This window comes from Niallia sp. FSL W8-0177 (genome assembly GCF_038006285.1).
GTDB classification, from domain to species: domain Bacteria; phylum Bacillota; class Bacilli; order Bacillales; family Cytobacillaceae; genus Niallia; species Niallia circulans_A.
The window spans coordinates 3,334,826-3,360,503 of the sequence record NZ_JBBOUX010000001.1 but is presented as its reverse complement, the minus strand read 5'-3'; the positions used below and the strand labels follow the sequence as shown (position 1 = coordinate 3,360,503).

At 35.2% G+C, this 25,678-nt stretch carries 22 protein-coding genes, 1 pseudogene and 1 riboswitch; of the genes and pseudogenes, 13 read left to right on the top strand and 10 right to left on the bottom strand.

What is annotated here, in order from left to right; all coding sequences use genetic code 11:
* Position 1 precedes the first annotated feature (1 nt).
* A complete protein-coding gene (locus NST77_RS16460) occupies positions 2 to 151 on the bottom strand; it encodes a hypothetical protein (RefSeq protein ID WP_017186665.1) in 150 nt (49 codons plus the stop codon).
* Between the two features lie 139 nt (positions 152 to 290).
* Here NST77_RS16460 and NST77_RS16455 point away from each other — a divergent pair, with 139 nt between their 5' ends.
* Positions 291 to 884, top strand: a complete 594-nt coding sequence (locus NST77_RS16455; RefSeq protein WP_341123224.1) for a nitroreductase family protein — start codon at positions 291 to 293, stop codon at positions 882 to 884.
* 52 nt (positions 885 to 936) lie between these two features.
* Here the strand turns inward: NST77_RS16455 and NST77_RS16450 are convergent, their stop codons facing one another.
* Entirely contained in the window at positions 937 to 2,697 is a 1,761-nt protein-coding gene (locus tag NST77_RS16450; protein ID WP_303984014.1) for a flavocytochrome c, read from the bottom strand.
* A 220-nt stretch (positions 2,698 to 2,917) separates the two neighbouring features.
* On the opposite strand from NST77_RS16450, the gene NST77_RS16445 reads away from it, so the two are divergent.
* Positions 2,918 to 3,742 carry an aldo/keto reductase gene (locus tag NST77_RS16445; RefSeq protein WP_341123223.1) on the top strand — a complete coding sequence of 275 codons (825 nt, stop codon included), beginning with the start codon at positions 2,918 to 2,920 and terminating at the stop codon, positions 3,740 to 3,742.
* A 70-nt stretch (positions 3,743 to 3,812) separates the two neighbouring features.
* On the opposite strand, the gene NST77_RS16440 is transcribed toward NST77_RS16445, so the two are convergent.
* Positions 3,813 to 4,535, bottom strand: a complete 723-nt coding sequence (locus NST77_RS16440) for a 3-ketoacyl-ACP reductase (RefSeq protein ID WP_171509989.1) — start codon at positions 4,533 to 4,535, stop codon at positions 3,813 to 3,815.
* Between the two features lie 446 nt (positions 4,536 to 4,981).
* On the opposite strand from NST77_RS16440, the gene NST77_RS16435 reads away from it, so the two are divergent.
* The 5 genes from NST77_RS16435 (at position 4,982) to NST77_RS16415 (ending at position 9,907) form a co-directional block, all read left to right on the top strand.
* A complete protein-coding gene (locus tag NST77_RS16435; protein ID WP_172859643.1) occupies positions 4,982 to 6,583 on the top strand; it encodes an alpha-glucoside-specific PTS transporter subunit IIBC in 1,602 nt (533 codons plus the stop codon).
* A 12-nt stretch (positions 6,584 to 6,595) separates the two neighbouring features.
* On the top strand, positions 6,596 to 7,921 hold the full coding sequence (locus tag NST77_RS16430; RefSeq protein ID WP_095329878.1) for a 6-phospho-alpha-glucosidase: 1,326 nt from the start codon (positions 6,596 to 6,598) through the stop codon (positions 7,919 to 7,921).
* 108 nt (positions 7,922 to 8,029) lie between these two features.
* The gene (locus tag NST77_RS16425) at positions 8,030 to 8,791 is read left to right on the top strand and encodes a MurR/RpiR family transcriptional regulator (RefSeq protein WP_095329879.1); all 762 of its coding nucleotides are present in this window, start codon (positions 8,030 to 8,032) and stop codon (positions 8,789 to 8,791) included.
* 14 nt (positions 8,792 to 8,805) lie between these two features.
* Complete coding sequence (locus NST77_RS16420) at positions 8,806 to 9,477, top strand: YdeI/OmpD-associated family protein (protein WP_341123222.1); 672 nt, start codon at positions 8,806 to 8,808, stop codon at positions 9,475 to 9,477.
* Positions 9,478 to 9,634: 157 nt separating this feature from the next.
* Complete coding sequence (locus NST77_RS16415) at positions 9,635 to 9,907, top strand: hypothetical protein (RefSeq protein ID WP_095329881.1); 273 nt, start codon at positions 9,635 to 9,637, stop codon at positions 9,905 to 9,907.
* Positions 9,908 to 9,920: 13 nt separating this feature from the next.
* On the opposite strand, the gene NST77_RS16410 is transcribed toward NST77_RS16415, so the two are convergent.
* Entirely contained in the window at positions 9,921 to 11,162 is a 1,242-nt protein-coding gene (locus tag NST77_RS16410) for an MFS transporter (protein ID WP_341123221.1), read from the bottom strand.
* 51 nt (positions 11,163 to 11,213) lie between these two features.
* On the bottom strand, positions 11,214 to 11,681 hold the full coding sequence (locus NST77_RS16405) for a hypothetical protein (protein WP_123260531.1): 468 nt from the start codon (positions 11,679 to 11,681) through the stop codon (positions 11,214 to 11,216).
* A 188-nt stretch (positions 11,682 to 11,869) separates the two neighbouring features.
* On the opposite strand from NST77_RS16405, the gene NST77_RS16400 reads away from it, so the two are divergent.
* The 4 genes and pseudogenes from NST77_RS16400 to NST77_RS16385 form a co-directional block, all read left to right on the top strand.
* Complete coding sequence (locus NST77_RS16400; protein ID WP_341123220.1) at positions 11,870 to 13,144, top strand: ATP-binding protein; 1,275 nt, start codon at positions 11,870 to 11,872, stop codon at positions 13,142 to 13,144.
* A gap of 167 nt (positions 13,145 to 13,311) precedes the next feature.
* Positions 13,312 to 14,502 (top strand): MalY/PatB family protein, encoded by a 1,191-nt coding sequence (locus NST77_RS16395; RefSeq protein ID WP_341123219.1) that lies wholly within the window; start codon positions 13,312 to 13,314, stop codon positions 14,500 to 14,502.
* A 328-nt stretch (positions 14,503 to 14,830) separates the two neighbouring features.
* Positions 14,831 to 15,691, top strand: a complete 861-nt coding sequence (locus NST77_RS16390) for a hypothetical protein (RefSeq protein ID WP_095329886.1) — start codon at positions 14,831 to 14,833, stop codon at positions 15,689 to 15,691.
* Positions 15,692 to 15,854: 163 nt separating this feature from the next.
* Positions 15,855 to 17,414: pseudogene (locus NST77_RS16385) on the top strand (IS1182 family transposase); the annotation flags it as partial.
* 241 nt (positions 17,415 to 17,655) lie between these two features.
* Here the strand turns inward: NST77_RS16385 and NST77_RS16380 are convergent.
* The 5 genes from NST77_RS16380 to NST77_RS16360 form a co-directional block, all read right to left on the bottom strand.
* On the bottom strand, positions 17,656 to 18,915 hold the full coding sequence (locus NST77_RS16380; protein ID WP_341122637.1) for an IS110 family transposase: 1,260 nt from the start codon (positions 18,913 to 18,915) through the stop codon (positions 17,656 to 17,658).
* A 246-nt stretch (positions 18,916 to 19,161) separates the two neighbouring features.
* Positions 19,162 to 21,105: an ABC transporter permease gene (locus NST77_RS16375; RefSeq protein WP_095329887.1), complete on the bottom strand. Its 1,944-nt coding sequence runs from the start codon at positions 21,103 to 21,105 to the stop codon at positions 19,162 to 19,164.
* Positions 21,092 to 21,856 carry an ABC transporter ATP-binding protein gene (locus NST77_RS16370; RefSeq protein ID WP_095329888.1) on the bottom strand — a complete coding sequence of 255 codons (765 nt, stop codon included), beginning with the start codon at positions 21,854 to 21,856 and terminating at the stop codon, positions 21,092 to 21,094. Before NST77_RS16370 ends, NST77_RS16375 begins: the two co-directional genes overlap by 14 nt.
* A gap of 123 nt (positions 21,857 to 21,979) precedes the next feature.
* Positions 21,980 to 22,981, bottom strand: coding sequence for a sensor histidine kinase (locus NST77_RS16365; RefSeq protein ID WP_172859431.1), 1,002 nt, complete (start codon positions 22,979 to 22,981; stop codon positions 21,980 to 21,982).
* Positions 22,978 to 23,667 carry a response regulator transcription factor gene (locus NST77_RS16360; RefSeq protein WP_095329890.1) on the bottom strand — a complete coding sequence of 230 codons (690 nt, stop codon included), beginning with the start codon at positions 23,665 to 23,667 and terminating at the stop codon, positions 22,978 to 22,980. Before NST77_RS16360 ends, NST77_RS16365 begins: the two co-directional genes overlap by 4 nt.
* Positions 23,668 to 23,801: 134 nt before the next feature.
* On the opposite strand from NST77_RS16360, the gene NST77_RS16355 reads away from it, so the two are divergent.
* The gene (locus tag NST77_RS16355; RefSeq protein WP_163186462.1) at positions 23,802 to 24,680 is read left to right on the top strand and encodes a methyl-accepting chemotaxis protein; all 879 of its coding nucleotides are present in this window, start codon (positions 23,802 to 23,804) and stop codon (positions 24,678 to 24,680) included.
* Positions 24,681 to 24,805: 125 nt separating this feature from the next.
* Positions 24,806 to 24,907: riboswitch (purine riboswitch) on the top strand.
* A gap of 162 nt (positions 24,908 to 25,069) precedes the next feature.
* The gene (locus tag NST77_RS16350) at positions 25,070 to 25,678 is read left to right on the top strand and encodes a xanthine phosphoribosyltransferase (protein WP_095329891.1); all 609 of its coding nucleotides are present in this window, start codon (positions 25,070 to 25,072) and stop codon (positions 25,676 to 25,678) included.

Below are 25,678 nucleotides of genomic sequence, written 5' to 3'. Positions count from 1 at the left end.
ATTACACCTGAACCAACTCTGGATTTTGATAGATATTACCAATAATTTTTAAATTGCATTCAAGTGTCTTATCATCCACATATTGTACTTCATTTGTCATATGCCAATGTGAGTACAAATTTATCCAAGCACGAAACTTAAACTCTCTCATTACCATCACTCCTATCATTTGATAGGTTAATTATACCAATAAAGGATAATGATATTCCACTAAATAATCCGATTTATGATTAAATTGTTGTTAAACTATTAAACTGGGTTTTCCACTATATATTCCGAAGACCCAAATAATGAAAAGCCGTAAATCGGTAAGAGTGTATGATTCAGCTCATAAAATAGAAAAAAAGGAATTTGAAGAAATTTTAGCATTAGCAACAAGTGCACCGTCTTCTAGTAATTTGCAGTCTTGGAGATTTATTGTAATCCAAGATCAGGAACTAAAAAAAGAGTTAAGAGAAATTGGCAATAACCAAGCGCAAATAGAAGATTCTTCAGCGATTATTGCTGTTTTAGGAGATACAGATGCTTATAGAAATGTGGAAGAAATCTATGAGAAAAATGTTTCCCTTGGCTATATGGATCAATCCATTGCAGATAGAACGATTAATAACACGCTAAGTTTATATCCCAATCAACCAAAACAAATATTAGCACAAATTGCTAGCTATGATGCAGGCTTAATTTCCATGCAGATTTTACTGCTAGCAAAAGAACGAGGGTATGATACCGTTATAATGGGCGGTTTTGATAAAGATGCATTTGCGAAACGTTTTGAGTTACCAGAAAACCAATTTCCGATTACCCTTATTGCAATAGGAAAAGCTGCTGCACCAGCTTTTAATACTAGCAGAATGCCGATAGAAAAAATTGCGAAATTTTACTGATTGAGAGAGAAAAAAGTGCCTTGATTCTAAAAAGAAAGAAGGCACTTTTGGGTTATTTTATTTCGATTGCAGAGGTTTCACCTGCTATACGGCCAAATACGATGATGTCAGCAACAGCATTTCCACCAATTCTATTTCCGCCATGAACACCACCAGTAACTTCACCTGCAGCATACAGTCCTTTAATGATATTTCCTTGTTTATCTAAAACATGAGTTTTTGTATCAATTTTTAATCCACCCATAGTATGATGTATACCTGGAGTTACGGGAATTATATAGTATGGACCTTCTTCTAATGTTTGAGTGAGATGGACCCTGTCAAATTCTTCGTCTTTTTTATTTTTAACGTATTTTGTGTAATTTTTTAAAGTAGAAGCAATGGTACTGCTATCTATTCCTGCTGCCTTTCCTAAAGCTTCTATTGTTTCTCCTTTTATAGCATAGCCATCTTTAATATATCCTGCTAATGAGGCATTTTCATCAGCCATTTCTTGGTTTACGACGAGATATGCAATTTTATCTGTCTGTGCCAAAATGTTTTTCGAAACAACATCACGTGTCAATAATTCATTGGTAAATCTTTTTCCTTCTTTATTTACTAAAATGGCTCCGTCTCCGCGTAATCCTTCTGTAAATAAATAGCCTGTTTCTGGATCGGTTGTTGGATGAATTTGTATCTGATCCATATCTACGAGATCAGCCCCAGCCTTTTCTGCCATAGCAATTCCTGATCCTGTTGCTCCTGCATGATTTGTTGTTGAGAAACCTTCCAGATCTTTATTGTATTTAATAACCATTTCAGCATTTGCTCCAAAACCACCTGTTGCTAAAATAACAGATTTTGCATTAACCGTGAAGGAATTCTTATTTTTATCGGTAGCTTTTACTCCTACAATCGCTCCATCTTTTTTTATTAAACTATCAGCTGTAGTATTTAATAAAATGGGAGTATTTAATTTTTTCAATTTATTGGATAGAACCTCTACAATAACAGGACCAACTGGTGATCCATCTGCTGGCTGATGAATTCTTGGGTTCGTTTGCCCACCAGATAATGTTACCTTTGTTAAACCTGCTCCCATATCATTTAGCCATTTCAGTGCATCAGGAGCATTATCTACTAGAGTTTGTAGCAGTTTTGGATCATTTAAGTTTTTGCCGCCTTTCATCGTATCGTCAAACCATGTTTGTTTGTCGTCTTTAATTCCATCCGCTTCTTGGTATTTGGTGCCTGCCACATTCATTCCACCTGTTGCTTTATTTGTGTTTCCACCAATGATAGGCATTTGCTCTAAAATGACAACAGACTTACCAGCTTCGCTAGCCTTCACGGCTGCTGCAAGTCCTGCACCACCTGCACCTACTATAGCGACATCAACATCTAAGTCTTCCTGCTTTTGCTCTTCTACAATGACTTTATTTGCAGCATCTTTTAAGGCTTTCATATCGGCTCCCGACTTTTCTAACGCCTTTGTAACAGCTTCAATAATTCCGTTACTAGATTCACTTGCTCCTGATACAACATCCACTGCTAAACTTTGTGAGGAGATAATATCCTTGGTTAATTGAGTAGTTGCCCCATCACTAATACTGCCTGTTTCTCCGTCTGCACTGATTTCAATTTTCTCAATCTTATCTTTTGAAACTGTTACTGTAGCTTTAATTTCTCCTCCATGACCAGTGGAAATGCCTTCGTATGTTCCCGCTTTAAACTTTGCTTTTTCTTCTGTATTCGTATTGTTGCTACAACCTGCTATTATCAGCATAAATATAGCTAGAAGAACAAATGCTATACTAGAAGATCTTTTCATAAAAATTTTCCCCTCTCTATATATGTATTGTTCATTATTTCACAATGTCTATCATAAGGAACATGCTCAACTACTAGCTATCAAAATAATAATGTTCAAAATAAGTTCATAAGTATGTGGAGAATTTGTGAATCTTTAAAGGATAAGGAAATCGTACTTTTTGTAATTTATTTCTATTCGCGCTAAACTAAAAGAGAATTCGAAAAAGGAGTGTGGAAAGATGAATGTTGTTACATTAAATAATGGCTTAAAAATGCCTCAACTGGGGTTTGGCGTATGGCAGGTTCCAGATGAAGAAGCGGCTGTTGCTGTCAGCACTGCTTTTAAAGTAGGCTATACTTCCATTGATACAGCGATGGTATATCAAAACGAAGCAGGTGTAGGAAAAGCAATTAAAGAATCTTCTATTCCACGCGAAGAGTTGTTTATTACAACAAAAGTGTGGAACAGTGATCAGGGCTATGAGAATACACTAAGAGCATTCGATGAAAGTTTAGAAAGATTAGGGCTTGATTACGTCGATCTTTATTTGATTCATTGGCCAACCCCACAATTTGATGAGTATGTGGATACATATAGAGCACTAGAAAAATTATATAAAGATGGCAGAGTCAAGGCAATTGGTGTTTGTAACTTTGAAATTGAACATTTAGAGCGCATTTTAAATGAATGTGAGGTTAAACCTGTTTTGAATCAGGTAGAATGTCATCCATATTTAGCGCAAAATGAATTAAAGGAATTTTGCGCAAAGTATGATATTTTTGTAGAAGCTTGGAGCCCGCTTGATCAAGGGGGAGAAGTTCTTCAGGATGAAGTCATCACACAAATTGCAGAAACAAAAGAAAAGTCACCAGCACAAGTAGTATTGCGTTGGCATTTGCAAAATAATACGATTGTTATTCCGAAATCAGTGACACCATCTCGCATTGAAGAAAATTTCCATGTGTTTGATTTTGAATTAACAGAGGAAGAAATGAAACAAATTAATGAGCTAAACCGCAATAGAAGAAAAGGTCCACACCCAAATGATATGAATAAACGATAAGGAAGAAAGGGAATAGTGCTGCTATATTTAATAGCAACACTATTCCCTTTTCCAGTTATATCTATTGGTATTAGAACGGGTTTGTTCCTAGTACTGTAGCTGTTTTTACATAGATTCTTGGATGCAGTTTTAATTGAGAAACAATCAGTTCTGCGATATCTTCTGGCTGCATGTATTTCTCTGCATCACCTTTGATTAAATCTGTTTTAACAGCAAGATCTGTTGCAACTGTACTTGGTGTTAAGGAAGTAACACGAATATTATTTCTGCGTACTTCTTGTGCTAATGATTCTGTCATTCCGATTAGACCGAATTTAGAAGCACTGTATGCACTAGAAGTAGCAGCGCCATTTAAGCCATTTGTAGAAGAAATATTGATAATATCTCCGCCATTTTTTTCGATTAATTGTGGTAAAACTGCCTTTGTTACATAATATGGTCCCATTAAATTTACGTCGATGATTTGTTTCCATTCTTCTGGGTCCATATCTAAAAGAGATTGGAATTTACCAATTCCAGCATTATTGATTAAAATATCTGCTTTCCCTAGTTCGTTTGTTAAAGTAGAAATTGCTTGTTCTACTTCTTCTAAAGAGGATACATCAACTGTTGCATAAGCAGCTTTTACGCCAAGTGCTTCCACTTCTTTGGCTACTTCTTGTAATGCGCCTTCTGTACGAGCAAGTAAACCAATATTTACACCTTCATTTGCGAGTGCAACTGCAACTGCTTTTCCTATCCCTCTTCCAGCTCCCGTAATGAAAGCTACTTTTCCTTTTAAAGATTGTGCCATTAAAAGCAACTCCTTCCAATCATTGTTCAGTAAATAATACTTTGTCTATTTTAAGATTTTCTGCAGGTATTAGCAAGAAAGCCGCTTAGAGAAAAGATTTATTATCTATCATTCATATAATGTTTCTTCTCTTCAATTGGAATGGTTCTTGCCATCGAACAAATTTTGCCTAATATCCTGTTTATTATCTTTTTTCTGGCGAAAAATATACCTGCTAAAACGAGTACCATGCCCTATGTATTTACATTTTGGAAAGGAAGGTCAAGTAAACTTTGATTTTCCACTATCTCTAATTGTCGGGAATTTTCCCGATATTTGGGACGTTTATCTACAAATGACAGCGTTTACCTAAATGCTCGCGAGTTATTGAAACGGCTTTCATCTGGTGATTAAATAGAGATTGAAGTTAGCAAATACAAAAAAATAATTAAAGAGGGGTGATTTATATGATGCAAAAGCTTCAGAGATTTGGTGGAGCAATGTTTACGCCAGTACTTTTATTTGCATTTTCGGGTATTGTTCTTGCTATTACTATTATGTTAAATAATCCCCAAATTGTCGGAAGTATAGCAGATGAAGGTACAACTTGGAATAGTATTTTAACTATTTTGGAAGATGGTGCATGGACAGTATTTAATCAGATGGAATTGCTTTTTGTTATCGGTATTGCACTTGGATTGGCTAAAACTGCTAATGCAAGAGCCGTGATGGAAGCAGTTGTTGTATATCTTACTTTTAATTATTTTCTATCAGGTATATTAGAATTCTTTGGACCAACATTCGGTGTTGATTTTAGTCAGGAAGCTGGCAGTACTAGTGGAATGAAACTAATTGCTGGCATAAAAACATTGGATACTGGAATTATCGGAGCAATACTAATTTCTAGTATAACGGTCTGGCTTCATAATAAGTATTTTGAAAAGAAATTACCGGAATGGCTTGGGATATTCCAGGGATCTACGTACGTCGTCATTCTAGGTTACTTTATAATGATTCCTATCGCAGTTGTTGTTGCATGGATATGGCCGATTATTCAATCTGGAATCGGTTCCCTTCAAGGATTTTTAGCTAGTTCAGGAACATTCGGTGTTTGGTTTTACCATCTTTTTGAAAGAGCATTAATCCCAACAGGATTGCATCACTTTATTTATACGCCATTTATGTTTGGCCCAGCAGTTGTAGAAGATGGAATCGTTAAATATTGGATGGGTAATCTTGGGGACTTTGCACAAAGTGCGGAATCACTAAAAACTTTGTTCCCAGCTGGTGGCTTTGGATTATATGGAAACTCCAAGATGTTTGCAGCACCAGGGATTGCATTAGCAATTTATTTCACAGCAAAAAAAGAAAAAAGGAAGAAAGTAGCTGCCCTTCTAATTCCAGCTACCTTAACAGCGGTATTGGCAGGGATTACGGAGCCACTAGAATTTACTTTCTTATTTGTTGCACCTGTATTATTTGCTGTTCACGCTGTACTCGCAGCTACATTGTCAGCAACGCTATATACATTCGGAGTAGTGGGAGATATGGGTGGCGGTCTGATTGAAATAATGTCTAAAAACTGGATTCCATTATTCGGTAATCATTGGGATGTTTATGTAGCCCAAATCGTAATTGGGTTAATTTTTTCCGGTATTTACTTTTTGGTTTTCCGTTTTCTTATCTTGAAGTTTAACTTTGCTACACCTGGAAGAGAGACGGATGATAAAGAGGTTAAACTATATAGAAAGAAAGATTATCAAGAAAAACAAAAAGGCAGAGATAAAAAAGATGAGGTTGCAGTAACAGTTGTGGAAAACAGTTATAGAGAAAAAGCTGCGATATTTCTTCATGCTTTAGGTGGTACAGAGAATATTGAAACAATAAATAATTGTGCAACAAGACTAAGAATTAGTGTAAAGGATCCCAATCTAGTGATGCCTGATATTGCCTTTAGAGAGGGTGGTGCTCATGGAGTTGTTAGAAATAATAAAGGCATACAAATTATTGTAGGCTTATCAGTTCCTCAAGTGAGAGAAGAGTTTGAAAAGTTAAAAAATGAAGAATAGGAGAGATTATTTATGAAAAAATTTTCAATCACAGTAGCAGGTGGAGGAAGTACTTTTACGCCGGGAATTATATTAATGCTTTTAGAAAACCTAGATAAATTTCCGATTAGACAAATTAATTTTTATGATAATGATAAAGAACGCCAACAGCAAATAGCTGATGCGTGTGAAATAATTATTAAAGAAAAAGATCCTGAAATTACTTTTTTAGCTACAACGGAACCAGAGGAAGCCTTTGTGGATATTGATTTTGTGATGGCACATATTCGTGTAGGAAAGTACGCAATGAGAGAAAAGGATGAAAAGATACCTTTAAAATATGGGGTAGTTGGTCAAGAAACATGTGGTCCTGGTGGAATTGCCTACGGAATGAGATCCATCGGAGGCGTATTAGAAATATTAGATTATATGGAAAAATATTCGCCTAATGCATGGATGTTGAATTATTCAAATCCAGCTGCGATTGTTGCAGAAGCAACTAGAAAATTACGACCAAATTCAAAGATCCTTAATATTTGTGATATGCCGATTGGAATTGAAAATCTGATGGCAAAGATACTAGGTCTCCCTTCACGGAAAGATATGACTATCCGCTATTATGGTCTAAATCATTTTGGCTGGTGGACAGATATTCGTGATAAAGAAGGAAATGATTTAATGCCCAAATTGAAAGAGCATGTAAAGGATTATGGCTATGATTTAGCAAAAAATGAAGGACAACATGCAGATGAAAGCTGGCAATCTACTTTTAGAAAGGCGAAAGATGTGTATGCAGTTGATCCTGACACCTTACCTAATACGTACTTAAAATATTACTTCTATCCTCAAGATGAAGTAGAGCATACAGATCCTAACTATACAAGAGCAAATCAGGTTATGGATGGAAGAGAGAAATTTATATTTTCTCAATGTAATAGAATAGCAGAGTTAGGTTCTACAGAAGGTTCAGAGTTAGAAATAGACGAACATGCTTCTTATATCGTAGACTTAGCCCGTGCGATAGCATATGATACACAGGAAAGAATGCTTTTAATTGTTGAAAATAACGGAGCGATTCAAAACTTTGATCCAACTGCAATGGTAGAAGTTCCATGTATTGTCGGAGTTAATGGGCCTGAACCGTTAGTACAAGGAACTATTCCTCGATTCCAAAAGGGATTAATGGAGCAGCAAGTAGCTGTAGAAAAATTGGTAGTAGAAGCTTGGGAAGAACATTCTTATCAAAAGCTTTGGCAAGCCATTACCTTATCAAGAACGGTTCCAAATGCTAGAGTAGCAAAACAAATTTTAGATGATTTAATGGAAGCAAATAAAGAATATTGGCCAGAACTTAATTAGTAGAGAGAAACAGGGTGCTTGAAAAAGGGCACTCTGCTTTTCTATTTATTAATGTTTTTCTGAATATACTATTATCCCTTATAATAAAGGCAAGGGAGGAAGTTGTATATGCTTAAAGACTTAATGAATAAATATTATGATCAACTCTCAGAAAATGATTTGTATGTGATAAATTATGTTCTTAATCATATAGAAGAATGTAAAAAAATGAGTATTTTAGAATTGTCTGAGGCATGCACTATTTCCAAGTCTTCCATTCTAAGGATGACTCAAAAAATAGGTTTTAGTGGTTATAGTGAGTTTAAATATTTTTTGAAGAATGAGCCCAAATCCTTTGAGCCAAATTTAGATTTTTTTACTATGCAAATGAAAGAAATAGAAATGACAAGAAAACTATATAAAAATATTGATACAGAAGCAATATATAATCAGATTAGAAATGCAGATACGATATACGGCTTTGCAAGTGGATGGGGTCAAAGAAATGCTTTGGAAGAAATGGCTCGGCAATTTATTTCTAATAATAAGAAAATCTACATCATACCCGCAGAAACAGAATTTGATTTTCTTTTAGCCAAAATGAAGCCAACAGATCTAGTTATTGTTATATCTTTAAGTGGAGATGTTAAAAATATAGTAGGTCAACTAAGACAATTGGCTGTTAAATCAATTCCTACCCTATCTATTACTTCTTTCAACAATAACCATTTAGCAACTTTATCTACATATAATATTTATTATGAATCCTTTATGCTAGGGAAACATTATGAGATTGAACATCGATCCCTGTTGGGGTTATTTACTGTTATTGATTCGGTTTATAGAGGTTATTTAGACTATTCAGTGCGAAAAAATGAAAGCAATGATTAAAGAGGTGAACATAAATGGTAAAAACAATTGTCGATAAATTAAATTTAAAAAAATACAAAAAAATGGCGATTCTAAATCAACCAAATGAATCGAATTACTTTGGAGAATTGGAAGCATATGATACAGAGCTTCAAGATAAATATGATGCTATATTCGCCTTTGTACTAGACATGGCTGCAATGCGAGAAACGATTGATAAGATTATACGAACAGATTCGCTGAACAAGAAGGGATACATCTTTTTAGCATATCCAAAGAAAGGAAATAAAGTCTATCCCACTTATATTCATCGGGATGAATTGTTTAAGGGGCTAGATACGGATTCAGATGGATATGTGGGAACGAGTACAATAAAATTTGCACGAATGGTTGGATTGGATGAAGTATTTACCGTGATAGGTTTAAAAGAAGAGGAAAAAAGGACAGCAAAGGATGCTTCCTCCAAAGCGAGTCAGCGTGTCAATGATTATATAGAAAAAATTCAAGCTGTCGAAGATGATTTAATAAATACACCCGAGCTATTAGCCTTTTACCAATCTCTTACACTAGGTTATCAAAAGGAGTGGGCAAGATATGTCTATAGTGCAAAACAAGAAGCAACGAGAGAAAAAAGAAAAGCAGAAATGAAGATGATCCTTCAATCTGGTTATAAAAGCAGAGATACCTATCGAAAAGAGCAGGGATAATAGGTTTCAGCAGTTTTTTTATTATCAGTTTGACTAAATAAAAAGGCGTGTTTCTTTTGGGAAAGCGCCTTTTAAAACCCTCTCTTCAAAAAGTGTGGCATGACTTTCAAAGGAAATTCATAGATTAATATATATCTTTTTTGAAGGAGAGGACTATATGCGTTTTGCTAGACTAGCTGATCGCTTTTGGGATGGCATAACTTTGACCAATGTCAATCATAAAGGAATTATATATCCTTATTTTGCTTTTATGATTACTGCATTTCTTTTTGAATTATTTCTTATAGTGTTAATAGGAGTATCTATTTATTACTTTTATCAATGGAAGTATTATCCTGATGTACTCTTTTATATTGGATGCTGCATCCTCTTCTTGCTGCTTATCTTGACAACCATATCGATAAAATCTATCTATCTAAAGATTAAATAGGAGGCAGTAGCAATTAAATAACTTCCTGCCTTTTACGTAAATAATAATATAAAATGATACAGCAAATGGAGCAAAGCAACGATAATAATGCGATAAATCCATAGCCTGCCTGTTGTCCAATGACACCATTGCTTGTATAAAACAAACGATTTATCCCATCAATTATGACTCCAATTAGCAGGTTCCCGAACACACTGGCAATTCCCATTAGAGTAACAGTAAAGGTTATGGCTGTACCCGTTCCTTTCGGATACCTTTTGGCAAGCAATGCCATTACAGTCGGGTAAATGGGGGCAATTCCTATTCCGGCGATAGCGAAAAGAATCGCACCTTTTTCGCCGATGATAATGGCAGCAAAACTGCAAATGCCGGAAAAGGCAGCAAAGATCATGATGGAGAGTGTATAGCCGATTTTATCTGTTAGTGGGCCAAGAACTAGCCGTGAAAGCATAAAGAAGAGAAAAAACATAGATAACATACCAGAAGCTGTTTCCACATTCCATGAATACGCTTTAATTAAAAAGTTTACTAACCAGCCTCCGACAGCCAATTCAGATACCACCCCAAAGGAAAGTATCATGACAATAAGCCATGCAACTGGATCGCGAAGTAAAAATCGATATGACACTGATTCGTCATCACTAGTTTCCTCTTCTGGAAATTTGCCGAAGATAGAAGGGATGATAGGGAGAATGGCTAAAAGCAGCACAATAAAATACATTCCTCGCCAGCTTAATTCTTCGCCTGAGATTGTCCATTTCATCATCCAAGAGGCAATAATAGGTGCAACCATTGAGCTTAGTCCATAGAAAAAATGAGCGAGATTCATCATTAATCCCGTATTCTTTGTGAAAATTCGTGCTGCCATTATCCCCAGTCCGATTTCAAGCATCCCATTTCCAATATATAAAAGGAAATAGGAGGAAGAAAGGGTGAAATATTTTTCGGAGAAATAAAGACAAATACCTGAAAGAGCCATTGCGGCGAAAGCAACAACTCCAGTCCATTTGATGCCAATTTTATTGGCTAAAGCGGCAGTAAAGGTACAAGCAATTAAATAGCCAAGTGAATTGATAGCAAGCAAAAATCCTATTTGTGACTCACTTAAAAGAAAATCTGCTTGAATGATAGGGATAGCAGGTCCTTTAACGTTCTCTGATAATCCGAAAATGAGGAACCCGCCAAAAATAATAGCAAGTAAAACAGAATAATTAATTTTAGAATGTTTCTTACTAAAAGCGTTCAAGCGATTCATAGGTATCATTCCTTTATCTTCAAAAATGTAACTAATGAGTTATGAAGACTATTATTTATGATAGCGTGATTGGCGAGATGGAAGATTGCTATCTTCGTTTGAATGATTATTGGTGTCCACATGATTACTTTTTTTGCGAAGGATTTTTTTAATCCCTTTAAACAATAGAGTAATAACTAGATAGATCCCAAAGAAAAGAAGAAACCCGTTAATCCCGGCCACAGCATCTGCGAACTCCATATTTCCCCGTCCTGTAATTCCTTGCTGAATTTCAATGGCAAATACTAATACAAGAATAAGTGTAAATGTATAAATAAAAGAAATACTCTTGATACTCCAAGCGGCTAACCGTTTAAAAATAAATTGAACAATAAAGAATGAAATAATTCCGATAAGGCCGATAATCCATAAATGCAAATCTTTGTCTGTGGCTTGCCAACCAAGAATAGCAGCAGCATCCATAATAATATCATGAAGAATATTAACAATTTCCGCGATAATTTTAAAAAAATCTACCATTGTGTCCCTCCCTTTTAATGTTTCCTTTCATTAGATTATACTGGAGGATGGAAAATAATAAAACAGCAATTAATTATTCTAATATTAGCAAATGCGCTTCTAGTTAAAAAATGATAAGATAGGAGAAAAGATGTGATGTTCATTAAGACGAACGTATATAGAAATTATACTTTGAAGGGGCAATGTCTATGCTGCTTTGGAATCGTAATAGGCAAATAAAAACATGGGGACAAATTACGTTAGTAACAATCTCTATATTATTTACTACTTATCAATTTGTTATAAAGCACGAACCATTTTTCAATATTGACTTTTTTCTGTTTACGATCTTAGCGTGGATTGTTGGCTGGAGGTATGATCTGTCCAAATACTATGAGAAGAAGGCTAAGGATAGTGAAGAAAGCTATCGACTTCTAATGGATTCATTACCTGAATCCATATTTATTCACTCCTTAAGAGAAAACAAGTTAGTCTATGTCAATCATGCTGCTGTTAGAATGATGGGAGCATCTAGCGGCCAAGACTTAATTAATCGATCATTTGGAGAGTTTGTCGCAGCAGACTATATGGAACGGTGGAAAATGCGGCTGAATATTGCCTTAGAGAAAAAGAAACCGCTCTCTCCTATTGAATATAAAATGAAACGTGTTGCTGGAAATGATTTTTTCTATGAGGCCTCCTGTTTAGCGATAAAGTTAAATGGTGAAGATGTGATATTATCGATTGGAAAAGATATAACAGCTAGTAAAGAGCAAACGATGCATTTGCTCCAGAAGTCAGAAAAATTAGCGATTTTGGGAGAGATGTCTGCAGGAATTGCCCATGAAATTAGAAATCCATTAACCTCGATTAAAGGCTTTATTCAGCTAGCGAAGGCAGAAAATCCCCAAAATAAATATTTTGAAATCGTATTGACAGAGATAGAAAGAATTAATGGGATTGTCGGCGAGTTGCTTTTTCTCGCTAAACCTACGGCGGATGTTTTTTTAGTTAAAGATATTCGTAATATTATTAAAGACGTTGTTACATTAATACATACTCAATTAAGCTTACATAATATTCAGATCAAAGAAGTATACGAATGGGACATTCCAATGATTTTATGTGAGGAAAAACACCTAAAACAAGTATTTATAAACTTACTACAAAATGCTATAGAAGCTATGCCAAAGGGTGGATATATTTCTATTAAGGGTACGTCTCTCCAGGATGGCAATATATCGATAGAAATTATGGATCAGGGAGTAGGCATTCCGGACGAGAGATTAGGAACACTTGGTGAACCATTTTTTACAACGAAGGAAAAAGGGACAGGTCTTGGTTTAATGACCTGTTTCAAAATCATTGAAAGTCATAATGGCAATTTGAGCTTCCAAAGCGAGTTAAACAAAGGAACAAAGGCAACCATAATCTTTCCAGCCGCTACACAAGATACATTACTTGGTACAGTTTCCAAAGCATAATAGAAGCAGATGTAAACCTCCACTAAAATAGCGGAGGTTTATTTGAATAAAGGAAATAAGTTTGGCGTAAAAGGTAATAAACTTTAGATGGTAAAGATTCCAGTCGAGTTTTTTCCAAACACTCCATGTTATAATGACTTCAAACTAGCAAAAGGATGGTGGATGTAGTGATTAATAACTTTGATGAAGTAGTAAATCGGCGAAATACCTATTCGATTAAATGGGATGGTGGAAAAATTATTAAGGAGATGGGACTTACAGAGCGGTATGATGAAGAGACAATCCCCTTATTTACAGCAGATATGGATTTGCCCGTACCACAAGCATTAGTAGATGCATTACATAAAACGGTAGATAATCGCATATACGGCTATTCTATTTTTCCAGATGAGTACTATGAAGCAATTCAGCTTTGGTTTAAAAAAAGACATAATTGGGAGATAGACAGAGAATCTATTGTCTACAGTCCGGGAACAGTTCATGCAATTAATATGGCTGTGCGTGCTTTTACAGAGGTTGGAGATGGTGTAATCATTCAACGTCCAGTTTATCCGCCATTTACTTCGGCAATTGAAGGAAATGGCAGAGTGGTTCGGAATAATGCATTACTTCAAGACGAAGCAGGGTATTATACCATCGATTTTGCTGATTTTGAAGAGAAGGCAAAGGAAGAATCAACGAAGCTGTTTATTCTTTGTAATCCCCATAATCCAACTGGTCGCATTTTTACAGTAGAAGAACTAACTCGTTTAAATGAGATTTGTGTAAAACATAATGTGTTAATTATTGCAGATGAAATTCATGGGGATTTAATTAGACGTACACAGAAATTCACTCCAATTGCGATGGTAGCAGATAATCAGGATCATTTGATTACATGTACGGCAATTAATAAAACATTTAACGTGGCAGGACTTCACTGCACGAATTTAATCATTCCAAATGTGAAGCTGCGCAATGCATTTAATAAAGAAATGGGGCACCAATTGGCATCTCCTTTTACAATATCTGCGCTTATTGCGGTTTATAAGGAAGGAGAAGAATGGCTTGAGGAATTAAAGGAATATATTGACGGAACCATGGAATGGGTAAAGGCTTACATTGATGAAAATATGCCAAAAGTGAAAGTAACAATCCCAGAAGGAACCTATATTATGTGGATGGATTTCAGCGGATATGGAATAACGCCAGAAGAAGTGCATGAGCGTATTTATCATAAAGCCAATGTTTTACTAGAAGATGGCAGTATGTTCGGAGAAGAAGGAATTAATCATCAACGAATTTGTATTCCTTCCCCAAGACCGATTATAAAAGAAGCCATAGAAAGAATTGCAAGAGAGTTCGCAGATTTAAAATAAAGAGCGTAGCTTTTTTTCGAGGGTCTGATTATACTGATACTTTTAACAGGAATGAACTGGAAACAAATATACTTGTTTAGAAAAAGTATCTTTAATGATCAGCTCCTTTTCTTTTTGTGTGCTTTGATTAAAAGAATAGTTAACTATCCTAGTGTATAAACAGGGCATCAGCCGGAATTTATAGAGAAAGATTATGTTTTTTTACCATAAAAAGATTTTTTATAAAAGATGACGTATTCTTTACCAATAGCCTAAGGATAATATATAATAGAGAGGAAGGAAGTCCCTTTTTGGTGGACTTGCTATTATTTTTTACTAAATTGAAAGGATGATTTTTATTGTTATTCAACAGGCAGTACAAACCGAATTAATTAAAAAGTATTGGGAAATGTATGAAAGTAAGAAAGAGAGGACGTATATCGTAAAGCCCTCGATGCCAATTATGTATTTTGGTAATAGTAAGAAATATTTTGAATCCCCTATCCGCATCATTACTGTAGGTCTAAATCCGTCTAGACGTGATTTCCCTGACCCTGACCCTTTCCAAAGGTTTCAATCGATGAAACGAGACCATCACTATCAATTCAATCAACAGTATATTACTGCACTTGACCAGTATTTTGAAAAAGACCCATATAAAGCATGGTATGAGCCTTCTTTTGAACCGTTATTGAATGGAATGAATGCAAGCTTTTATGGTAACAAAGAAAATACGGCATTGCATACAGATATTTGCTCACCGCTTGCTACTAATCCTACTTGGGATAGTTTAAGCAAAGAAGCAAAGAAAGATCTTCAAGCAGAAGGCGTGAAATTATGGCATGAGCTTATTGAATACTTACAGCCTGATGTAATCCTTATTTCAGTTGCAGGAGAACATCTATCAAAAATTCAGTTGGAAACAGAAAGTGATTGGGAGACTGTTTATACGGTTCCTAATTCCCGTTATTTAATTAATAGTAAGAAAGTAAAATTAGCGGCTAAAACAGCTGATGTTTACTATGGCAGATCGGCAGAAATTCCATTTGGGCAAGTTTCACCGGAGAATAAGGTGAAACTTGGTGAATATATTAAGGCGATTACGGAGAAAAAAGATCAGCCTATTGATTTTAAAGCCTTTCACCATGCTATTTTAGAATCCGAACAACGAGATAATGAACTTTTTGGCTGGAACCAAGAAGCAAACTAATAAAAAGAGGCTGGGACAAAACCCACCTCTAAGACGAAAAAAACGGTGAAATTTTACGACAAGTAAAATTTCACCGTTTTGCTTATTTTTACAATAAAAAATAAGGACAACTTCTGATAAAATTAAGTTACCATACCAAATCTAATCAGAAAGAAGTGTCCTTATGTTTAAAGATTATACCATGAATCAAATCGTTTTGCCTCTAGATTTAGAAGTAAAGTTACAAAATAATGATATTGCCTTCCATGTCCATCATTTAGTGGAAAGTATTCCTCAAGAAGCGTTTGAACCATTTCTTCGAAACGAAGGTTGTCCTGCTTATCATCCACGCATGATGCTTAAAATTATTCTATGTGCCTACACTCAATCTGTCTTTTCGGGGCGTAAAATGGAGGCCCTATTAAAAGACAGTATCCGTATGATGTGGTTAGCTCAAGGGTATGAACCAAGCTATCGTACAATTAACCGATTTCGCGTTCAACCAGAAGTAAAAGATTTAATTCGTCAATGTTTCATCCAATTTCGCTGCCAATTGATCGAAGAAAAACTGATCGATCAAGAAGCGATATTTATCGATGGCACAAAGATTGAAGCGAATGCGAATAAATTTACGTTTGTCTGGAAGAAAGCGATTGAGAAATTTCATCAGCGTTTAATTGATAAGTCAAACCAGTTGTACAATGAGTTGCTTGAGAACGAAATCATACCCCAAATGGAACGGGAAAGTGATGAACAGCTATCATTTGGAGAGCTCACTCAAATGGTTCAAAAAGTAGACGAAGTAGTGACCGAATATGATAAACAAATGGAAGAATCTTCAGACGTTACGGAACGAAAAGCCTTACGAAGTGAACGAAAATACCCGAAACAAGTGCGTAAACAGTTGATTGATTTTGTCTTGAGAAAAAGGAAGTACCAACAGGATTTTAAAATCTTTGGACCACGTAATAGCTATTCTAAAACAGATCTAGATGCGACATTTATGCGAATGAAAGATGATTATATGAAAAACGGGCAATTGAAAGCTGGTTACAATGTACAAATCGCAACGGAAGGTCAATATGCGCTTGCTTATAGTTTATTTCCAAATCCCACAGATACACGTACGTTAATTCCATTTTTAGATGAGATAGAGCAACATTATTTCGAGTTACCGAAACATATTGTTGCAGATGCAGGTTATGGTAGTGAACAAAACTTTAGTGATATTCTCTCAAACAGAAACCGAGAAGCACTGATAACATATAACATGTTTTTGAAGGAACAAAAGAAAAAGTACAAACAAAATACATTTAATCCTGATAACTGGGAATATGATCAAGAAACCGATACATATATGTGCCCTAATCAGAAGCGTTTAGAATTTCAATATCATTCTGTCCGAACGGACGCTACAGGTTTCCAAAGGAGTTTCAAAATCTACGAGTGCGAAGACTGTTCAGGATGCCCATTCCGCTCATCATGTACCAAGGCAAAAGAAGGAAACAATCGAAAACTAATGGTGAACAAAAAATGGGAACAGCAAAAAGAATATGTGAGAGCGAAGCTTTCAGAAGAGAAAACGAGTGCCATCTATCGAAAACGCAAAACCGATGTGGAACCAGTTTTTGGATTCTTGAAGGCTAATTTGCGTTTCACTCGATTTTCTGTACGAGGAAAATCGAAGGTGGAAAACGAAATGGGCCTCGCGTTAATGGCAGTGAATTTAAGAAAATTCACTGCCATTAACTAAAATAATAGAAGAATTAACACGAAAAAATAGAGAAAGGTGAATTTGAGTGGACTCAAATTCACCTTTCTCTTTATTAGAGGCTAGTTATGTCCCAGCCTCTTTCCTACGATTAGTCAAGTAGTTATAAAAAAATATTTGAACTTGATAGTACTATTTTTGAGCATGACAAATAACCTCAGCTATTCTATTAAATTTTTCAAACTGAGGTATTGTGTGGTATACTTTTTATGTGTTATTGGTCCTTAGAGACCGTGTACGAGTATTCGTACTTTGTATTGTTCCTGACCATGGAATAGATACATTTCAATAGCTTGTTCATGCAAGCTACAGTGGCAACCCTGTCCTTTTTGGCCTGAGGTTGCTTTTTTAATTTATAATAATAATCCACAATATGATTGGGGGCAGCTTTTTGTTGGCGTATCATGTTCTTAACGATAAGATATAAGACTTTTCGTCCTTTTGGATTTCCACGTTTATTGATATGGTCTTGACCTGCATATTTACCAGATTGATACCTTCTAATATCTATGCCGATAAAGGCGTTCACTTTTTTATGATTAGAAAAGCGTGACAGATCGCCTATCTCACCAATAAGGAGTGCTGCGCTAATCTCCCCAATGCCAGGGAAGCTAGTAAATAACTGGAATTCCGAAAGTTGTCGGGCCTTCACAATTAATTGTTCGGAAACCATTTTTTTCTCCTCTAATAGATGAAGAAGTTGTCGTGCATAATATTGAACTTTTTGAGTTGGAACACTATCTGGTGAAACAGCTGGATAAGATTCTTGCGCGTATTCAATGATCAACTTCGCCTTCTCCATAGCTCGATTTTCTGATATCTTCTTATGCGTAGTTTTCATCAATAAATTTTTAATCTTGGTTCTACTTGTCTGTAATACTAATTCAGGATGTGGAAATAACTCTATTAGTGTTAAAGCATAAGGTGTTACTCTACTGGAAAAGAATCGTTCAAGCTCCGGAAAGCTTACTTGAAGTGCATGGTGCAAGTACATCCGAGTATGTTTTATTTGTCCTTCTATTTCTTGATAAAAGCGCGAAAGATCACGAAGTTCTGTATAAATTTCAGGTTGTTGTACTTTTTCTGATCGATCCACAAATGGATGAATTTGTGCTAATTTATGGGCATCATGTTTGTCTGTTTTCCAGCTTCTGAGTGTTCCCTGTTCTAGTTGTTTCTTGGCTTCCAGAGGATTTAATAAGAAATAGGTTAAATTGTTTTTCTGACAAAAGGTCTCCACTGGCTTCGAATATATACCAGTTGATTCGAAAACAATTTTAGGTTCTTCTGGAAGGCTATGAATCTCTTCCAGTAATGCTTGAAACCCAAACTTATTGTGAAGTATTTCCCCTTCTGAAAGACATGTTTGACCGTCATATAAGACTTTGTAACTTTTCCCCATAGAAATATCTAAAGCAATAATTAATTCCAATGTTTTTCCTCTCTCTTCTTTATCATTTTGAAAGATCTTCACTTTTTCATTTCGATTCCAATTTCCTATACACGAGCTCCTTGGCCCCAACATACTTAAAGCTGATTCAAAAATGAAAGTGAAGAAGCTCCGTTTATCATTCGGATTCGAGATCCCTGAGGCTGGTCGAGCTTTCTTTCCCTTCTCACTATAACTTAAAAAAGAAAAATAGTGGGCAAAGTCATCCGTCGATGACCTTACCCACTAATCTTAGTATGTTTTTTATTTGAATGATAAGCGGTGATGCCTTTACAACGCCTCGCTAATGATCTTTTTATAATAAATAACGGAGAGAATTCCAAAGATGGAATACAGTACTGCATATAGCCCCATTACAATGAACATTGGTGCCCATAATTCCGATCCAAAGAAGAACCAGCCAGATTTGACAGCAAAATAACTATGAAGCAGGCCGATAAGTAATGGAATTCCAAAGTTAAATAGTTGTTTTGATTTAATCCCGTTTACTAAATCATTCTGTGTATAGCCTAGCTTACGGAGGATGGTATAGTTATACTTTTCTTCTTCTCCTTCGTCCATCTGTTTAAAGTAAAGGATACACCCTGATGTGATAAGGAAAGTTAGCCCAAGAAAACCGACAATAAACATCGCTAATCCCATAAATTCCTTTTGAGACTGGCTTGTCTCATAACGTGATAAAGTTTTCTGACTTTCAAAAGTTAGTTTTTGATAAATTTTATCAGCGTCTATAATATCTTGATCCTTATTAATATTAATCGCAATATAAAGAGTAGAAGGAGATTGAAGACTTTTATCCCTATTCTTTTCTACTAAATCAAAGACAGAAGAGTCGACAATTACGGTCATTAGTCCGCCGCTAGAAAAGTTAAAAGGAAGAATGTTCATTTCCTTCATTCCTAAATAACTTAATGGGATGGATTGGCCTTTTAACTCCATGGTAATCGAGCCTGTAGATTTTAATTGGATAAATTTTTCTAAGGTAGAACTATATCCATCAAAAAGTACTTCTTCTTTAGATAGATGAACATCATCTACATAGTCTTCACTAATAACCGGCAATTGCATCTCGCTGGTATCTTGTGCGAATCCCTCGGGAATATTAGCCAAGACTCCCTTAATATCAAAGATAGTCTGAATAACAGGAATTCTGTTTTCCTTATAAGCAATTTTTTGCTCTTTCAGTCGGCTTGTAAAAGCTTCTGCATCTTGGACATTGTCAAAGGTGAAATCGGCTGGAACATTTTGTTCTGCATTTTTTTCAGCAGAATAGTAAGATATATAGCTTAAACAAAGAAAGCCTAGTGCCAGCGCAGAAACGGTTGTTATAATTGTTAATAAAATAGCATTTGATTTCATCCGAAACATAATACTAGACAGGGAAAGTACTTGATTAATATTAATGTAGCCATTCTTACTTTTACGAATAAGGTTAAACAAAAAGCTGACAGATCCTTTATAAAATAGATATGTTCCGATTATAACTAGAGCGAGAATAGAAATCATAGCGAAAAACAATTCATTCATGGATTGAAAGTTGCCATTAAAAAGCTGGGACGAGATGTAGTAGCCGCTTATGATAAAAATAATTCCTGTAGCACCGATAATCATTTCCCATACAGACATTTTCTTTACTCGTGCTTCTGTTGAAGATGTAACCCGGAATAAGGAAAGAATCGTTTGGCCTTTAATGAAAATATAGTTCATTAACATAATGAGAACATATATGGCGCAAAAGACAATGACTGTTTGGACGAGAGCTTCTGGCGAAAAGTGAAGTTTCGCAATGCCTTGGACTCCGGTTACTTTGAATAGAATCATGATGGTTATTTTAGAAAAAGAAACGCCAATAAAAATACCGATAACAATAGATAGAAAATATAAAATGAAATTTTCCAGTGTTAATAAACGGAAAATTCTGCTTTTAGTCATTCCAATTAATTGGAAAAGTCCAATTTCTTTTCCGCGCCGCTTAATAAAAATCGTATTGGCATAGAGTAGAAAAATCGCAACAATTGCTATTAAAAGAATAGAGGCCGCTTTAATCGCAGCGCCACCTTTGACTGAATTTTCTACCACGTCCATCGATGGGTCATATTGTAAGGTTACAAAGGAAAAATAGAGGGACACGCTGAATACTAAGGCAAAAATATAAAGATAATAGTATTTTATATTTTTTTTGAGATTTCGAATAACAAGATTACTTACGGTCATTTTGCACACCACCCAAAATTCCCTGTGTTTTGATAATATCTTGGAAAAAGCGCTGTCTATCCTGGTCTCCTTTATAAAGCTGTGTATAAATTTGGCCATCTTTAATAAAAACAACTCGATTACAATAGCTTGCAGCGACTGGGTCATGGGTTACCATAAGGATGGTTGCACTTCTTGTTTGGTTTAAATGACTCAATTTATTTAATAAATCTGAGGCAGACTTAGAATCAAGAGCCCCGGTTGGTTCATCTGCGAATATAATACTTGGTTCATGGATGAAAGCTCTGGCTGCAGAAGTTCTTTGCTTTTGACCACCTGAAATTTCATTTGGATACTTATCTTTTATTTCGTAAATACCTAATTCTTTCGCTAAAGTATCAAAACGTTGATGAGCCTCTTTTTTGGGCGTTTTTGTAATCGATAATGGTAAAAGAATATTTTCTTTAACGGTTAAAGTATCGAGTAAATTATAATCTTGAAAGATAAATCCTAAGTGATTTTTTCGGAACTCTGCTAACTGCTTTTCTTTGAGACGGGTAATTTCCTTCTCTACGATTCGAATAGTTCCTCCGCTGGCTTGATCGATAGAAGAAAGAACGTTCAACAAGGTTGTTTTCCCTGAGCCAGAGGCACCCATAATACTGACAAATTCGCCTTTTTGGACGTTCAAATTTACGCCCTTCAGCACTTCTTGACGATTTGCTTTATTGCCATAACTTTTATGGACCTTTGAAGCAACTAAGATATCCATACTCCACACTCCTTTACATGATAGATTAAGTATACAAAAAGTATTTTATCCATTCCCTCGATTTGACGAACAATTAAAAGAAGCATGTGACATTTTTGTCACGATGCCTCGCAGTCACTATGTTTAGTTATGAATTTGATTAAATTCATTGTTCTTCGGAAAAGTAAGGGTGAAGGTGGTACCTCTATTTAATTTAGAATGGACAGCAATATTGATTTTGAGTACATCTGCGATTTTTTTAGATAAATATAATCCCATTCCAGTAGCATAATTATTTTGGTGCTTGGAGGTGGAAGTAAAGCCTTTTGCAAAGATTCTTGGCAAGTCTTGCGGGCTTATTCCTATTCCATTATCGGTTATTTCTAAACAGTTATATCCGTCATTCTCATAGCTTCTTATGATAATATCTGATTCATTACTATATTTAACGGCATTACTCAATAGCTGCCTAATAATAAACGAAAGCCATTTTCCATCGGTTAATATCATCTTTTTCTGTAGTTCAATATCAAAACCGATTCCTTTTTGCATGCACCATGACTGTAATGTTTTTATTTCTTCGAAAAGAATCATTTCGATATCAACATTCTCTATGTAGAGATCATTTTGAATAAATGAAAAACGTTTTTGGTACAGTTGTTGATCTAAGAGATGGTGAATTCTTAACCATTCGAATGTCAAGGATGTCTTCATTTCCTGATTTTCAATAGCATCTATTAGTAAACGTAATGCTGTTAATGGTGTTTTTACTTCATGAATCCAAGAAAGCAATTCATCCTTTTCTAGTTCAAGCTGCTGAAGATTTTGATATCTTTCTATCTTTAACATGCTAGTTTGGGTTGTAAAGCTATCCGCAATTATTTTTTCAAAAGGTGTTTTTGCTGACGCTAAGGTTGTAAGATCTAAATCATCTTCTCGAGCAGAAAGGCTTTTATAAAACGTAGTCTCTTTCTGATAGCGGATAAAGCAGAAAATCACAAACAAGAGGATGCTAATAAAGCAAATATATATCATTGAATAAAAGGAAATTGTCTCATCAATAATGGACATAAATAATTGAAACAGCTGTAAAAAAAGAATAAAGAGAATCCAGCTTCTTTTTTCTACTAGAAATTTTCTGATCATAACGTGTCCTCTTCAATAGCCATGTAGCCTTGTCCAACTTTAGTTTCTATATTGCTTCCGAGAGAAAGTTCATCAAGTTTTTTTCGCAAACGATTTACGTTTACGGTTAGTGTATTGTCACTAACGAAGCGTTTATCGTTCCATAGTTCATTGATAAGATCATCTCTCGATACGATTTTATTTTTTTTGTCTAATAATATTTTTAAAATGAACATTTCATTTTTCGTTAACTCGATTTCCCCATTGACGGAGGTAACTGTATTTTTCTCAAAATCAATGGTGGCACCACACCAAGTTTTCAGAGAGGACTGCTCGATGTTGTAATTATAAACTCTTCGTAAGGTAGCCTGAATCTTTGCAATTAAGACGTCAAAGTGAAATGGCTTTTGGACAAAGTCATCGGCTCCCAGCTGCATCGACATCACCATGTCAGTTGGATGATCTCGAGAAGATAGGAAAATAATTGGGACATTGGAGTGGCTTCTAATCAATCGGCACCAATGAAACCCATCATATTTAGGAAGTTGGATATCGATAATGACTAAATCAGGTTTCTTTTCCGTAAATTCTTGCATTACATTATTAAAATCATGAATCCCAATCGCTTCGTAGGACCATTGCTCTAAACGTTCCTTTATTGCCTGAAATAACGTTTGATCATCTTCGATTAAAAGTATTTTAAACATGGAAATCACCACATATGAATAGGTTTTTATTCGCTTCTATTTGTGAATAATAAGAAGAGAACTACGGTCATTATAACATCTTAATTCCTAACAAAGGAGGGATGTGGAAGCGAAAATTAAAAAATCGCTAATATATGGAAGAGGTATGCTATTATAGTAAAGTGATTTTGACAGATTGGAGTGCAGCATCAGTGATTAAACAAGTAGAATCTTTAGAAGATATTATTCCCATTGTACCAATTATTAAAGCAGCAATACCAGCAGATCTTTCGATAGCCATTTGTGATAAAGAAAAATTTATCGCTTATTTTCCTGGAGAGATAATTAATTTACATATCAAAACAAATCAGCCCTTACAGTCTGATGAACCGCTGAGAGAGGCAATTCAGCTTAAGAAAACCTTAAAGCAGGAAGTGCCGGCAGATTTTTATGGTTTTGAATTTATTGGCACTGCTTCCCCAATATTAAATAAAAAGGGAGAAGTAATTGGTGGAATAGCTGTTCAATTAAAAAGACAAACAGAGATACGGAATATTGTCGATCAAATAACAAAATCGTTAACACAATCGCAAAAGCATATTGATCATATTGCAGATGGGTCTCATTCTTTAGTAGATTTCTCAAAGATTCTTTTAGAACAATCAAGTGTTGCCGAAGAAAATATTAGGAAAACGAATGAAGTAGTATCTATCATAAAAAAAGTTGCAGATCAAACGAATCTATTAGGATTGAATGCTGCCATTGAAGCAGCGAGAGCAGGCGAGAAAGGAAGAGGCTTTGAAGTAGTAGCGAATGAAATTCGAAAATTCTCTAAAGAAACTGTCAGCTTTACACAGACAATTTCACAAACAATGGAACAAATAAAACAGACAACTCAGTCCATCAATGAATCGATTGGAAAAATTGCAGCTATCGGGGAAAAACAAGCAGATTCCATTGAACATACATCCGTCTTTATGGAAGAAATTTTAGAGATGGCAAAAAAGTTAAATGACTATTCTAATAAGCTATAGAATTAGTCTTTTTTAAGCGGCTTTTAGCAATTAATTATTCAATCACTAAGCTGGAAACTTTATCCATTAAAAAAATTTAGTTTTCATTTTCGAAAAAATCCGTTATAATCCATTATGTTGTCAAATAATCAATCGATAAATACACTCGTATAATAGCAGGAATATGGCCTGCAAGTTTCTACCAGATGACCGTTAATCATCTGACTACGGGTAAGCGTATAAAATGGAGATATACTGATCTATGCATAAATAGGGCAGTCTATTTTTGCTTTTAAAAGCACAGCCGCTTACTCTATGAGTAAGCGGCTGTGCTTTTTTGTATTATTTAAGGATTAGTTAGAGCATTTATTGCTATTAGCTATCCTCCAAAAAAGGAGAGAGTCTAGTTAATGGAGTTATTGAAGAAGAAAATTGAAAAAGAAGGTATTGTGTTAAGTGATCATGTTTTGAAAGTAGATTCATTCATTAATCACCAAATGGACCCTCAGCTGATGAAGGAAATTGGCTTGGAGTTTGCTAGATTGTTTAAAGATGCTGGGATTACTAGAATCTTAACAATAGAGTCATCGGGTATCGCACCAGCTATAATGGCAGGTCTAGCATTAGATGTTCCGGTTATTTTTGCAAGAAAAAGAAAATCCCTTACTTTAACAAGCGATTTATATACAGCAACAGTTTATTCATTTACAAAACAAGAGTCAAATGAAATTACAGTTTCTAAAAAGTATATGCATTCAGATGACCATGTTCTTGTAATTGATGACTTTTTAGCAAATGGACAGGCTGCTTTAGGCTTAGCGAATATTGTCGAGCAGGCTGGTGCAACTGTTAGTGGAATTGGCATATTAATCGAAAAGTCATTCCAGCAAGGAGCAGATGATTTAATCGCAAAAGGCTATCGAGTAGAATCTCTAGCAAGAATTGCCTCTTTAAAGGGTGGAAAAGTAACATTTGCTGAACAGCGAATACATGATGGCATTTATGCAGGAGGATATTAA

Excerpts from the sequence above, each read along its gene's own strand:
- NST77_RS16460 (WP_017186665.1), bottom strand. The coding sequence starts at position 151 with ATGAGAGAGTTTAAGTTTCGTGCTTGGATAAATTTGTACTCACATTGG.
- NST77_RS16455 (WP_341123224.1), top strand. The coding sequence starts at position 291 with ATGAAAAGCCGTAAATCGGTAAGAGTGTATGATTCAGCTCATAAAATA.
- NST77_RS16450 (WP_303984014.1), bottom strand. The coding sequence starts at position 2,697 with ATGAAAAGATCTTCTAGTATAGCATTTGTTCTTCTAGCTATATTTATG.
- NST77_RS16445 (WP_341123223.1), top strand. The coding sequence starts at position 2,918 with ATGAATGTTGTTACATTAAATAATGGCTTAAAAATGCCTCAACTGGGG.
- NST77_RS16440 (WP_171509989.1), bottom strand. The coding sequence starts at position 4,535 with ATGGCACAATCTTTAAAAGGAAAAGTAGCTTTCATTACGGGAGCTGGA.
- NST77_RS16435 (WP_172859643.1), top strand. The coding sequence starts at position 4,982 with ATGATGCAAAAGCTTCAGAGATTTGGTGGAGCAATGTTTACGCCAGTA.
- NST77_RS16430 (WP_095329878.1), top strand. The coding sequence starts at position 6,596 with ATGAAAAAATTTTCAATCACAGTAGCAGGTGGAGGAAGTACTTTTACG.
- NST77_RS16425 (WP_095329879.1), top strand. The coding sequence starts at position 8,030 with ATGCTTAAAGACTTAATGAATAAATATTATGATCAACTCTCAGAAAAT.
- NST77_RS16420 (WP_341123222.1), top strand. The coding sequence starts at position 8,806 with ATGGTAAAAACAATTGTCGATAAATTAAATTTAAAAAAATACAAAAAA.
- NST77_RS16415 (WP_095329881.1), top strand. The coding sequence starts at position 9,635 with ATGCGTTTTGCTAGACTAGCTGATCGCTTTTGGGATGGCATAACTTTG.
- NST77_RS16410 (WP_341123221.1), bottom strand. The coding sequence starts at position 11,162 with ATGAATCGCTTGAACGCTTTTAGTAAGAAACATTCTAAAATTAATTAT.
- NST77_RS16405 (WP_123260531.1), bottom strand. The coding sequence starts at position 11,681 with ATGGTAGATTTTTTTAAAATTATCGCGGAAATTGTTAATATTCTTCAT.
- NST77_RS16400 (WP_341123220.1), top strand. The coding sequence starts at position 11,870 with ATGCTGCTTTGGAATCGTAATAGGCAAATAAAAACATGGGGACAAATT.
- NST77_RS16390 (WP_095329886.1), top strand. The coding sequence starts at position 14,831 with ATGATTTTTATTGTTATTCAACAGGCAGTACAAACCGAATTAATTAAA.
- NST77_RS16375 (WP_095329887.1), bottom strand. The coding sequence starts at position 21,105 with ATGACCGTAAGTAATCTTGTTATTCGAAATCTCAAAAAAAATATAAAA.
- NST77_RS16370 (WP_095329888.1), bottom strand. The coding sequence starts at position 21,856 with ATGGATATCTTAGTTGCTTCAAAGGTCCATAAAAGTTATGGCAATAAA.
- NST77_RS16365 (WP_172859431.1), bottom strand. The coding sequence starts at position 22,981 with ATGATCAGAAAATTTCTAGTAGAAAAAAGAAGCTGGATTCTCTTTATT.
- NST77_RS16360 (WP_095329890.1), bottom strand. The coding sequence starts at position 23,667 with ATGTTTAAAATACTTTTAATCGAAGATGATCAAACGTTATTTCAGGCA.
- NST77_RS16355 (WP_163186462.1), top strand. The coding sequence starts at position 23,802 with ATGGAAGAGGTATGCTATTATAGTAAAGTGATTTTGACAGATTGGAGT.
- NST77_RS16350 (WP_095329891.1), top strand. The coding sequence starts at position 25,070 with ATGGAGTTATTGAAGAAGAAAATTGAAAAAGAAGGTATTGTGTTAAGT.